The organism is Mesorhizobium sp. AD1-1 (assembly GCF_020164655.1).
Lineage (GTDB): Bacteria > Pseudomonadota > Alphaproteobacteria > Rhizobiales > Rhizobiaceae > Mesorhizobium > Mesorhizobium ciceri.
In genome coordinates this window covers 56,957-69,175 of the sequence record NZ_JAIUGP010000003.1, presented here as the reverse complement: position 1 = coordinate 69,175, position 12,219 = coordinate 56,957, and the positions used below count along the sequence as shown (strand labels likewise).

Sequence of the window (12,219 nt, the reverse complement as noted above, 5' to 3'; positions counted from 1 at the left end):
AACAAAGAGGCGACAATGAGCATTTCGGCTGCACAGGTCAAAGAACTCCGCGACTTGACCGGCGCGGGCATGATGGATTGCAAGGCGGCGTTGACCGAGACCAACGGCAACATGGAAGAGGCCGTCGACTGGCTGCGCAAGAAGGGTATCTCCAAGGCTGACAAGAAGGCTGGCCGCACCGCGGCTGAGGGCCTGATCGGCGTCGACAACGGCGTGCGCGAGGCTGCCGTCGTGGAAGTCAATTCCGAGACCGACTTCGTTGCCCGCAACGCCGCGTTTCAGGAAATCGTCGCCAATGTTGCCAAGGTTGCGCTGGCCTACGGCACGACGGAGGCTGTGGCCGCCGCAAAGTATCCAGGTTCCGACAAGTCGGTTGCCGACACCATCAAGGACGCTGTCGGCACCATCGGCGAAAACATGGGCTTCCGCCGCTCGGCCAAGCTCACCGTCCCGCACGGTGCTGTCGCCACCTACGTCCACAACGCAGTTGCCGATGGTCTTGGCAAGCTCGGCGTTCTGGTCGCGATCGAGACCACGGGCAATGAGCATGCCGCCAATGCCTTTGGCCGCCAGGTTGCCATGCATGTCGCCGCCACCAACCCGCTGGCGCTGACGGCCGAGCAGATCGATCCGGCTGCGGTCGAGCGCGAGAAGGCGATCTTCGCCGATCAGGCGCGCCAGTCCGGCAAGCCGGAAGCGATCATCGAAAAGATGGTCGAAGGCCGCCTACGCAAGTTCTATGAGGAAGTCGTGCTCCTGAAGCAGGCCTTCGTGCTCAATCCCGACATCACTGTCGAGCAGGCACTGAAGGATGCCGAGAAGGAAATCGGCGCTCCGGCCAAGATTTCCGCCTATCTGCGCTTTGCGCTCGGCGAAGGCATTGAAAAGGAAGAGACCGATTTCGCGGCGGAAGTCGCGGCTGCGGTGAAGAAATAATCCTTACAAATAGCCCCTGAAGGGGCTTCTCAGCTCAGGCAACTCGGCCGGGTGTCCGCAAGGATGCCCGGCCGATTTCTTGTGCGGTGTCGATAAAGGCCCTGAGCTTCGGCGCCATTGACGCCCGGCGCGGGAAATAGAGGAATAGCCCCGGTTCCTCGATCGCCGTCTGCGGCAGCACCTGGACCAGGCGGCCCGCGGCAAGATCGGCGCGCGCCAGCGGCTCGAAGACATAGGCAAGCCCGACGCCTGCAAGCGCAAGATCGATTGCTGCGAGCGAATCCGTCACGACAACGCTGCCCCGCGTCTCCATGGCGATGTCCTTGCCATCCTCGATCAGATCCCAGCGATAGAGCGCACCGGAGCGGACGAGCCGGTAGCCAATACAATTGTGGTTCGCCAAATCGGCAACGCTGCTGGGACGGCCGTGCCGTCCGACATAAGCGGGCGAGGCCACGATGACGACGGAGAACGGCGGCGTCAGCCGGACCGCGACCATGTCCTGGGCGATCATCTCGCCAAGCCGGATGCCGGCATCGAAGCCTTCGCCGACGATATCAACCAGACCCTGGTCAGCGAAGACCTCGACGGTAACCTCCGGATAGCGCTCGGCCATCGCGGCGACCACCGGCGTCACCGCCAATGGTATGGCGATGTTGGAGGCGTTGATCCTGAGCAGGCCAGACGGCCTGCCTTTGACGCTGCGGATACGGTCCATCCGCTCGGCAATATCCTGGAGGGCCGGAGCCGCCGTTTCCACCAGCGCCTTGCCGGCCTCGGTGAGCGAAACGCTGCGCGTCGTCCGTGCGAACAAAGGCTGGCCGATCCGCTCTTCGACAATGCGCACCGCATGGCTGACTGCCGAAGGGCTCATGCCGAGTTCGGCGGCGGCAAGCGCAAAGCCGCCGCGTCGGGCCACGGCGACGATCACAGGCAAGTGGGTGAGCAGGTCCCGGTCCATTCATGCATGATATCGCATGGTCCATGCGAACAATGCAATCTTATCGATGTCGGCCGAGCGGTCCACATTGCCGGCCGCACGTCGGCGATGGGCTGATGGCATCGAGGAGAAAGAACATGAATGCGTTGAAGCGCGTAACTTTCGCGGCAGGCATGGCGTTGGCGCCGATGGACGCCGGCGGGGCGGAGCCATCAGACTGGCGGGCGCTCGCAGACGAACGCGCGGTCATTCGCATTGCCGATGCAATCGACCGGGCCGTCGACGCCCAGGACTGGAAGCTTGCACGCAGCTATTTCGCGGATCGGGCCACTGCCGATTTCAGCAGCCTTTCCGGACAGCCGGCGGCCAACATCGCTTCCGACGACCTGATTGGCGCCTGGGCGGCCAACCTCAAGGGCAGCAAGACAAGCCTGCATCTGCGCACCAATCACCAGGTCGTTCTCGAAGGGGACACGGCGACTGTCCTGTCGAACGGCTATGCCTGGAACCGGATGGAAGGCAATGGCGACCCGCTTTGGGAGGTCTGGGGCACCTATGAGCATCACCTGACGCGTTTTGCGGATGGCTGGAAGGTCGATGGCTTTGCGTTCCGCATGACACACGAGCGCGGCAATCCCTGGGTCAAGACCACTCCGGGCCAGTGACGCTCGGGCATCTATCACCAAGCATTGGAAGACGATTATGACCATGACCTACTACACTCTTGGCAACAGCGGCCTCAGGGTCAGCCGGCTGGCGCTGGGCACGATGACTTTCGGCACGGAATGGGGCTGGGGAGCCGACAGGGATACGGCGCGGGCGATGTTCGACGCCTATGTCGAGGCGGGCGGCAATTTCTTCGACACGGCGGATCTCTACACAGACGGCACGGCCGAAGCCTGGCTTGGCGAATTCATCGCCGAGCGCGGCTTGCGCGACATGGCGGTGATCGCCAGCAAGTTCACCATGAACATGCAGCCCGGCAATCCGAATGCCGGCGGCAATGGCCGCAAGAACATCATGCGGGCCGTCGATGCTTCGCTGAAACGGTTGGGGACCGACTATATCGATCTCTATCTCATGCATGTCTGGGACAGGCTGACCCCGGCCGAGGAGGTCATGCGCACGCTGGACGACCTGGTTCGGATGGGCAAGGTGCGCCATGTCGGTCTTTCGGATGTGCCCGCCTGGTATGCGGGCCGCGCACAGGCGATCGCCGAATTGCGCGGATATGAGCCGGTTTCGGCGCTACAGCTCGAATATTCATTGGCCGAACGCGCGATCGAGAATGAGTTCGTGCCATTCGGCACGCGCCATGGCGCCGGCATCATGGTGTGGAGCCCGCTGGCCAGCGGACTGCTGAGCGGTAAGTATCGGCCGGCTCAGGCCGGAACCGCGGGCCGGCTCGACGGATTTCGCAACTCGACGCATCCGGGGTTCCAAAAGTTCACGCAACGCAACTGGGCTATCGTGGCCGAACTCGAGAAGGTCGCATCCGAGATCGGCCGCAGCATGCCTCAGGTCGCGCTCAACTGGGTAGCGACGCAGCCGGGGATCGCGACCGTCATTCTCGGTGCGACGACGCTCAGCCAAATGCAGGACAATCTTGGCGCGCTGGATTTCGAGATTCCGAAAGCGCATCGCGACCGGCTGGAGAGGGTCAGCAGAACTCCAGCGCCGTTTCCCTATTCCTATTTCGGCGCGCAGATACAGGCGCGCGTCACCGGCGGCGCGACAACCGGCGACAAGCCCTCCAACTACGTGTCACCGGTGCTTATCGAAGGAGAGTCGGCCAGCGTGTCCACCAATTGATTGATGGGACAGGAAACCGGCGAATTTGCCGTTTGGGCGCCGCGTGACATCGCGGCGCCCTTCGTGTATCGGAACGCCATTGTTTCGAGGCGGCGCCTGCGCGAGGGTAGCCACCGGAACGCGCCACATGCAAATGAAGAGGCCCAGATGACGGTGAAGCCCCTCTACCGACGTGTCTTGTTGAAAGCGTCGGGCGAAGCATTGATGGGCGAGCAGCATTTCGGCATCGACGTTTCAGTGGTGGATCGCATCGCCGGCGACATCGCCGAGGCGCGTGCATTGGGCATCGAGGTCGGCGTCGTCATCGGCGGCGGCAACATCTTTCGCGGCGTGGCGGTTGCCTCCAAGGGCGGCGACCGTGTCACCGGCGACCACATGGGCATGCTTGCCACGGTGATCAACTCGCTGGCGCTGCGCACGTCGTTGAACAAGATCGGCGTCGACGCCGTGGTGCTTTCGGCGATCGCCATGCCCGAACTTTGCGAGAGCTTTTCGCAGCGCCAGGCGACTGCCTACATGAACCAGGGCAAGGTGGTGATCTTCGCCGGCGGCACCGGCAATCCGTTCTTCACCACTGATTCGGCCGCCGCCCTCCGCGCGGCTGAAATTGGCGCCGACGCACTGTTCAAGGGTACTCAGGTCGACGGCGTCTACTCGGCGGACCCGAAGAAGGACCCGAATGCGACGCGTTTCGAGCGCATCAGCCATGGCGAAGTCATAAATCGCGGCCTTTCCATCATGGATACTGCAGCGATTGCACTTGCGCGCGAAAACAACATTCCGATAATCGTCTATTCGATCCACGAAAAAGGTGGTTTCGGCGATATTCTGAGGGGCGGCGGCCGCTGCACGGTCGTCGCGGACGATTGATCGGCGGCCTGGCCCGAAGGGAAACCGGTTTTCGAAGGTCCGATTCGAAGACGGCCCCGAAGCAGTGAGCCCGCATTAGACGGGTCGAGGAGATAAAGATGAGTGGTGAGTACGACGATCTCAAGCGGCGCATGGATGGGGCCATCGCCGCGTTCAAGCATGATCTGGCTTCGCTGCGGACCGGTCGCGCCTCCAGCAATCTGCTCGATGCGATCCAGGTGCAGGCCTATGGCACCACCATGCCGATCAACCAGGTCGCCAACGTCTCGGTGCCGGAGCCGCGCATGATCTCGGTATCGGTATGGGACAAGTCGATGGTCGGCGCGGGCGCCCGCGCGATCCGCGAATCCAATCTGGGTTTCAACCCGATCGTGGACGGCACCAACCTCAGGATTCCGCTTCCCGAACTCAACGAACAGCGACGCAAGGAACTGGTCAAGATCTCGCACACCTACGCCGAGAACGCCCGGGTCGCCGCGCGCCATGTGCGCCGCGACGGCATGGACTTCCTGAAGAAGGCGGAGAAGGACGGCGACATCAGCGAGGACGATCAGCGCAAGCGCTCGGACCAGGTTCAGAAACTTACCGACGAGACGATCAGCACCATCGACCACCTGCTTTCCGATAAGGAAGCTGAAATCATGCAGGTTTAGGGTCTTGGCCTCCGGCTGACCCGAAAGCGAGAACATGGCAACGCCCGCGCATGTCGCGATCATCATGGACGGAAACGGACGCTGGGCCAAGGCGCGCGGCTTGCCTCGTCTTGCGGGCCATCGTGCCGGCGTCGAGGCGCTGCGCAAGACGGTGCGCGCAGCACCCGGGCTCGGCATCTCCTACCTGACCGTCTACGCTTTCTCGTCGGAGAACTGGTCGCGGCCGAAATCCGAGGTCAGCGACCTGATGGGCCTTCTGAAAATGTTCATCCGCCGTGACCTTGCCGAACTGCACCAGAGCGGTGTGCGGGTTAGAATCATCGGCGACCGGGCAGGGCTGCAGCCCGATATCAGGGGACTGCTCGACGAGGCCGAAACGCTGACGGCCGCAAACGAATCGCTGACGCTGGTGATCGCCTTCAACTATGGCGGACGCGACGAGATCGTTCGCACGGCGCAAAAGCTCGCTTTGGCCGTGGCGCGTGGCGAACTCGACGCCGAGGCGATATCTGCCGAAAGCTTTGCCGTTGCGCTTGATACGCAAGGCATTCCCGACCCGGAACTGGTCATTCGCACCAGCGGCGAGCTTCGGCTGTCGAATTTCCTCCTGTGGCAGGCCGCCTATAGCGAGCTCGTCTTCCTGCCTTGCTACTGGCCCGACTTCAGCCGCGAGCACCTTGCCGAGGCCTTGCGTGAGTTTGCTGGCCGCGAACGCCGTTTCGGCGGACTTGGAGGCCAGGACGTCGCTTCGCGACCGGCCGCGGGATGAGCAATCTCCAGCTGCGTGTCGTTTCGGCGATCGTGCTCGCCATCATCACTCTCGGTTTGACCTGGATCGGCGGTCTGCCGTTCCGGCTGCTGTGCGCCGTGATATCGGCGGCGATCTTCTATGAATGGACCCGCATGTCGCGCCCGACCGGGGTCACGGGCCTGGGCTTCCTGCCGGAAGCATTGCTGGTCGTCTTCGTTGGCGCCTTGATCGGCGGCCTGGCCGCCTCCTGGCTGCTACCGCTTGTGGCGGCCATTGTTGCCGCAACGGCGATAGCCGCCTCGCTTCGCAAGACCGGACAATGGGATGCGAGCGGCCTCGCCTATGCCGCGGTTTCAGGCCTGTCGCTCGCCTTGCTGCGCGATGGCGATCGTTCGGGCCTCATTGCCATCCTGTTCCTGTTTGCGGTCGTCTGGGCCACCGATATCCTTGCCTATTTCGTTGGCCGTGCCGTTGGGGGGCCGAAACTGGCGCCCTCTATCTCGCCCGGCAAGACGCGCAGCGGCGCGCTCGGCGGTGCGCTCGGCGGCGTCGTCGCCGGGCTGGTCCTCGCCGTAGCTGCCGGTGTCGGCAATCTGGCATTGCTCGGCCTGGTGGCGCTCGTGCTGTCGATTGTCTCGCAGGCAGGCGACCTGTTTGAATCCTGGGTCAAGCGCCGCCATGGCCGCAAGGACTCAGGCGCGCTCATCCCGGGCCATGGCGGCGTCATGGATCGTGTCGATGGGCTTGTCGCAGCCGCATTCGCCCTATACGTCATCGGCTGGATTTCGGCGAACGCCGATCATCCGGCGCAGGGTCTGTTTCCCGTTTGAGTGGTGTCATTTCAGGTCCTTTGCGCGATGCGCCTTGGATTCGCCCGGATTGGTGTCACAGTCACGGCGCAGTCTGCGCCGTGGAAGAATTTGAGGGTTTGTCTTGAACGAGATTCTTCACGCGCTTTTCAGCACACAAGGCTTTGTCCTCGGCACGCTGGTGCCATTCCTCTTCGTGCTGACCGTGGTCGTGTTCGTCCACGAAATGGGCCATTACCTTGTCGGGCGCTGGTGCGGCATCGGCGTCAGGGCCTTCTCGATCGGCTTCGGCCCGGAACTCTTCGGCTTCAACGACAGCCACGGCACGCGCTGGAAACTGTGTGCGATACCGCTTGGCGGCTATGTCAAATTCGTCGGCGACATGAACGCCACATCGAGCCAGCCGACGTCGGAAGAAATTGAAACGCTGACCGCGGAAGAGCGCAAGGTCGCCTTCCACACGCAGCCGATCTGGAAGCGCGCGGCAACGGTGGTGGCCGGACCGCTGTTCAATTTCCTGCTGACGATCGTTGTCTTTTCCGTGCTGTTCACCGCCTATGGCCGCTATGTCGCCGAGCCCATGGTGGCCGAGGTGACCGCCGACAGCCCGGCGGCGAAGGCCGGCATCCTTCCCGGCGACCGATTCGTCAGCGTCGACGGCAACAAGGTCGAAACCTTTGGCGACGTCCAACGCCTGGTCTCGGGCCGTGCGGACGACGCAATCACTTTCGTCATGCTGCGCGACGGCCGGGAGGTCACTGTGACCGCGGCACCGCGGCTGATGGAACAGGAAGACGCGCTCGGCAACAAGGTCAAGGTCGCTGTAATCGGTGTCGTCAACAACAAGGAACTCGGCCAGCCACGGCTCATCACCTACACGCCTGTTGGAGCTGTCGCGGCAGCGGTCGAGGAAACCGGTCACGTCATCCAGCGCACCGGCCAGTTCCTGCAGCGCTTTGTTGTCGGGCGCGAAGACAAATGTCAGCTGGGCGGTCCGGTGAAGATCGCCGACATGGCGGGCAGGGCTGCGAAACTGGGATTCGAATGGCTCGTGCAGCTGGTTGCACTGCTATCCGTTGGCATCGGAATTCTGAACCTTTTGCCGATTCCCCCCCTCGACGGCGGTCACCTCTTGTTCTACGGGGTGGAGGCTGTCATTCGCCGTCCGGTGTCGGAACGGATGATGGAAATGGCCTATCGGGCCGGGTTGCTTCTGGTGCTGTGCTTCATGGGGTTCGTTTTTTGGAACGATCTGTTTGGGTGCTGAAATCATGAAGAAATTTGGCTTCTGCATGGACGATGTTGAGACGCCGTTTACCATGCAAGGGGATATGAGTGACGCGAAAGCCACGCCGCAGGGTTAAGTAAATACAAATTAACCAGAAGCCTTGCGTGTAGGGAAAATCCGGTTAATACGGTAGGGGAAATTACCGCACGTCCGGTTTTCTCGCCGTGGGGACTACGAGAAAAGGTTATTAAGCCCGATGAAGGCAGCATCCAAGTTTCTAAGCGCCGCGTCCGCGGTGACCCTGTCCGCGGCCATGGTCGTGCCAGGCGCGCTCGCAGTGCAGTTCGTTGCCACATCGGCGGCTGAAGCCGCTGTCGTCAGCAGAGTCGAAGTAAGCGGCAACCAGCGTATCGACGCTGAGACCATCCGTAATTACATCACCATCAAGCCGGGCAAGGCTTTCTCCAGTTCCGATATCGACGGTGCGGTCAAGGCACTGTTTGGCACCGGGCTGTTTTCGGACGTGCAGATTAACCAGGTCGGCTCGACGCTGGTTGTCAAGGTTGCCGAGTACCAGGTTGTCAACCAGGTGCTGTTCCAGAACAACAAGAAGCTCAAGGACAATGCGCTCGCGGCGGCGGTGCAGCTGAAGCCGCGCGGAACGTTCTCGCAGGCGACGCTCGATGCCGACGTGGAATCGGTCAAGGCTGCCTACAAGCGCATTGGTCGCGACGACGTGACCGTGACCACGCAGGTCATGCAGCTTGGCGACAATCGCGTGAATGTGGTCTTCAACATTGCCGAAGGCGATCGCACGCAGATCGCGGCGATCAATTTCGTCGGCAACAGCGCCTATTCCAGCCGCCGCCTGTCGGATATCATCAACACCAAGCGTTCGTCCTGGGTTTCCTTCATCCTGCGCGACGACGTCTACGACGATGACAAGCTGCGCGCGGACCAGGAGCTGCTGCGCCGCTTCTACTACAATCACGGCTATGCCGATTTCCAGGTCGTGTCCGCTGTCGGCGAGCTTGACAGCGCGACAAACAAGTACACGGTCACCATCACCGTCCAGGAAGGCGACCGCTACACGTTCGGCGATGTCAGCGTCGAGAGCACGATCCCTGAAGTCGACGGCAAGTCGCTGGAATCGGTGATCGAGACCCACAAGGGTGACGTCTACAACGCCAAGAACGTCGAGGATTCCATCATCGCGCTGACCGAGAAGGTGGCCGGTTCCGGCTATGCCTTCGCGCAGGTCACGCCGCGCGGCGACCGGAATTTCGAGAACCACACCATTTCGGTCGTCTACACGATCGACCAGGGCACCAAGGCCTATATCGAGCGCATCGAGATCCGCGGCAACGATCGCACGCGTGACTATGTCATTCGCCGCGAGTTCGATGTCAGCGAAGGCGACGCCTTCAACCAGGTGCTCATCCAGCGCGCGAAGAAGCGCCTGGAAAACCTGAATTACTTTGAGAAAGTCGACATCTCGACCGTGCCGGGCTCGCAGCCCGACCAGGTCGTTCTGGTGGTCGATGTGGTCGAGAAATCGACCGGCGAGTTCTCGGTGGGCGCTGGTTATTCGACCGGTGGCGACACGGCCGGTCCGTCGGTCGAAGGATCGGTGACCGAGCGCAACTTCCTCGGTCGTGGCCAGTTCATCAAGCTGTCGGCGGGCGGCGGCAAGAATTCACGCGACTACAGCCTGTCCTTCACCGAGCCTTATTTCCTCGGACGGCGCATCGCCGCCGGCTTCGACATCTTCAAGTCGACCAGGGAATACGACAACTACGACAGCGATACCACGGGTGCGACGGTGCGCTTCGGTCTGCCGATCACCGACAGCATCTCGACCCAGTTGGCGTACAACATCTCGCAAGAGAAATATGAGCTGGATGACAGCTGCGATGCAAATGGCGACGGGGTTCCTGATCCCGGTTGCAGTGTTTCCACGGCTATCCTGGACGGCATCGAACAAAGCCCTTGGATCAAGTCGTCGGTCAGCCTCGGGCTGGTCTACAACACCATCGACGATATGAAGAGCCCGCACGAGGGTATCTATGCCACCACGACCGTGGAAGTCGCAGGCCTCGGTGGTGATGCCAAGTTCGTGAAAGTCACGGGCCGCGGCAGCATCTACCAGACGCTGTCGGAGCAATACGACCTGGTCGGGCTCATTTCAGGTGGCGCTGGCCATGTTGAAGGATACGGCAGCGATGGTCTGCGGATTTTCGATCAGTTCCAGAGCACCGATCGCATGATCCGTGGCTTCGCCTATGGCGGCATCGGTCCTGTCGATACTGCTACGGGCGACCATCTCGGCGGCACGACCTATTTCAATGCGTCGGCGGAGGCCCAGTTCCCGCTCCCGGTCATTCCGGAGAGCTTTGGCTTGCGTGGTGCTGTCTTCGCGGACGCGGCAACGCTCTATGGAAGCAAGGTCGACACCGCTGGCGTCACTCAGGACTCGGTCGGCATGAAGTTGCGTGCCTCGGTCGGCCTCGGCCTGATGTGGGCGTCGCCGTTCGGTCCGATCCGTATCGACTATGCGATCCCGGTCAAGAAGGAAGCGCGCGACGACGTGCAGGAATTCAACTTCGGCATATCGACCCGCTTCTGATCGGCGGCCAACGATGCTCCCGGGTCTTCAGGGTCCGGGAGAAATGTTCCGACCTAGCTGGATATAGCTTCTGGAATGACCGATCCGGTGTTCTTCGCGCCATCACGCCGGTATACGGCGGGCGAAGTCGCGAATCTGACCGGCTCGGTGCTTGTCGATTCCGGCCACTCCAATATTTTGATCGAAGCACTCGCGCCGGCCAGCGAGGGCGGCGAAAATGCGCTCGTCTTTGTCGACGGCAAGCGTAATTCCGCGCTGATGCCGTCGCTGCGGGCTGCCGCGGTGCTGTGCCCGGCGGAATTTGCCGGCAAGGCGCCGGCAAGCGTTGCCGTTCTCATTCATCCGCGTCCACAACAGGCCTTCGCGCTGATCGGGCGTCTGCTGTTTCCGAGGGCGGCGACACCAGGGCCGATGACCAGCGAAACCGGCGTCTCGCCGCACGCTCACGTCGATGCGACCGCGCATGTCGAAGCCGGTGCCGTCATCGAGGCCGGCGCGGTTATCGGGCCAGGCGCTTCGATCGGCAGCGGTACTGTCATCGCCCCAAATGCGGTCATCGGACAATCCTGCCAGATCGGCCGCGACGGCTATGTCGGTCCGGGCGCCAGCATCCAGTATGCCTTGATCGGCAATCGCGTCATCATTCATGGCGGCGCCAGGATAGGCCAGGATGGTTTTGGCTTCGTCGGCGGGGCCAAGGGTCCCGAACGCGTGCCGCAGATCGGTCGTGTCGTTATCCAGGACGACGTCGAGATCGGCTCCAACACCACCGTCGATCGCGGCGCCATGTCCGATACGATCATCGGCCAAGGCACCAAGATCGACAATCTCGTGCAGATCGCCCATAACGTCCGCATCGGCCGCAATTGCATAATTGCCGGGCTTTCGGGTATTTCGGGTTCTGTGGTCGTGGGTGACAATGTCACCATGGGCGGCGGCGTGGGGCTTGCGGATCACCTGACCATAGGGACAGGGGCCAAGCTTGCCGCCAGAAGTGGATTTATGAGCAATGTCCCTGCAGGCGAGATCTGGGGCGGCTATCCTGCACAGCCGATGGCGGAAGCCATGCGGGAGATAGCCATGCTGCGCAAGCTCGCCAGGACCCGCAAACAGGGCGAGGGAGGCAATGGCTGACATGATCGCGTCGACGACGCTGGAAGCGGTCGACATCATGGGGCTGATGAAGCTCCTGCCGCACCGCTATCCGTTCCTGATGATCGATCGTATCGTCGACATCGATGGTGACGAATCCGCCATCGGCATCAAGAACGTGACCATAAACGAGCCGCATTTTCAGGGCCATTTCCCTGAGCAGCCGGTCATGCCGGGTGTGCTTATCGTTGAGGCGATGGCGCAGACGGCCGGCGCCATCTGTATCCGCAGCCTGGGTACCGAAAAGCCGTCGCTGGTCTATTTCCTGACCATCGACAACGCCAAATTCCGCAAACCGGTCGTTCCCGGCGACCAGTTGAAGATCTATGTCAAGAAAATCAAGAAACGCGGCAACCTGCTCAAATTCGCTTGTGAAGCCATGGTCGACGGCGCCAAGGCGGCCGAGGCCGAGATTTCAGCCATGATGGTCACCAGCGACTGA

12 protein-coding genes are annotated in these 12,219 nt (G+C 61.9%); 11 read left to right on the top strand and 1 reads right to left on the bottom strand.

Features of this window, described 5'->3' with window-relative positions:
- Positions 1–15 precede the first annotated feature (15 nt).
- On the top strand, positions 16–936 hold the full coding sequence (gene tsf, locus LB519_RS06965; protein ID WP_013531764.1) for a translation elongation factor Ts: 921 nt from the start codon (positions 16–18) through the stop codon (positions 934–936).
- A gap of 34 nt (positions 937–970) precedes the next feature.
- Here the strand turns inward: tsf and LB519_RS06960 are convergent, their stop codons facing one another.
- On the bottom strand, positions 971–1,897 hold the full coding sequence (locus LB519_RS06960; protein WP_224619222.1) for a LysR family transcriptional regulator: 927 nt from the start codon (positions 1,895–1,897) through the stop codon (positions 971–973).
- A 116-nt stretch (positions 1,898–2,013) separates the two neighbouring features.
- On the opposite strand from LB519_RS06960, the gene LB519_RS06955 reads away from it, so the two are divergent.
- From LB519_RS06955 to fabZ, 10 genes are all read left to right on the top strand, one after another.
- The gene (locus LB519_RS06955; protein WP_063167966.1) at positions 2,014–2,541 is read left to right on the top strand and encodes a nuclear transport factor 2 family protein; all 528 of its coding nucleotides are present in this window, start codon (positions 2,014–2,016) and stop codon (positions 2,539–2,541) included.
- 37 nt (positions 2,542–2,578) lie between these two features.
- Positions 2,579–3,688, top strand: a complete 1,110-nt coding sequence (locus LB519_RS06950) for an aldo/keto reductase (RefSeq protein ID WP_063167967.1) — start codon at positions 2,579–2,581, stop codon at positions 3,686–3,688.
- A gap of 147 nt (positions 3,689–3,835) precedes the next feature.
- Positions 3,836–4,558 carry a UMP kinase gene (gene pyrH, locus LB519_RS06945; RefSeq protein WP_013531760.1) on the top strand — a complete coding sequence of 241 codons (723 nt, stop codon included), beginning with the start codon at positions 3,836–3,838 and terminating at the stop codon, positions 4,556–4,558.
- Between the two features lie 98 nt (positions 4,559–4,656).
- Positions 4,657–5,211, top strand: coding sequence for a ribosome recycling factor (gene frr / locus LB519_RS06940; RefSeq protein ID WP_224619212.1), 555 nt, complete (start codon positions 4,657–4,659; stop codon positions 5,209–5,211).
- 34 nt (positions 5,212–5,245) lie between these two features.
- The gene (locus LB519_RS06935; protein ID WP_013531758.1) at positions 5,246–5,980 is read left to right on the top strand and encodes an isoprenyl transferase; all 735 of its coding nucleotides are present in this window, start codon (positions 5,246–5,248) and stop codon (positions 5,978–5,980) included.
- The gene (locus LB519_RS06930) at positions 5,977–6,792 is read left to right on the top strand and encodes a phosphatidate cytidylyltransferase (RefSeq protein ID WP_013531757.1); all 816 of its coding nucleotides are present in this window, start codon (positions 5,977–5,979) and stop codon (positions 6,790–6,792) included. The genes LB519_RS06935 and LB519_RS06930 overlap by 4 nt, the downstream gene beginning before the upstream one ends.
- A 103-nt stretch (positions 6,793–6,895) precedes the next feature.
- On the top strand, positions 6,896–8,038 hold the full coding sequence (gene rseP, locus LB519_RS06925; RefSeq protein WP_024503348.1) for an RIP metalloprotease RseP: 1,143 nt from the start codon (positions 6,896–6,898) through the stop codon (positions 8,036–8,038).
- A gap of 217 nt (positions 8,039–8,255) precedes the next feature.
- Positions 8,256–10,625, top strand: coding sequence for an outer membrane protein assembly factor BamA (gene bamA / locus LB519_RS06920; protein ID WP_224619210.1), 2,370 nt, complete (start codon positions 8,256–8,258; stop codon positions 10,623–10,625).
- 75 nt (positions 10,626–10,700) lie between these two features.
- Complete coding sequence (gene lpxD / locus LB519_RS06915; protein WP_224619208.1) at positions 10,701–11,759, top strand: UDP-3-O-(3-hydroxymyristoyl)glucosamine N-acyltransferase; 1,059 nt, start codon at positions 10,701–10,703, stop codon at positions 11,757–11,759.
- Positions 11,752–12,219, top strand: a complete 468-nt coding sequence (gene fabZ / locus LB519_RS06910; protein WP_013531753.1) for a 3-hydroxyacyl-ACP dehydratase FabZ — start codon at positions 11,752–11,754, stop codon at positions 12,217–12,219. The genes lpxD and fabZ overlap by 8 nt, the downstream gene beginning before the upstream one ends.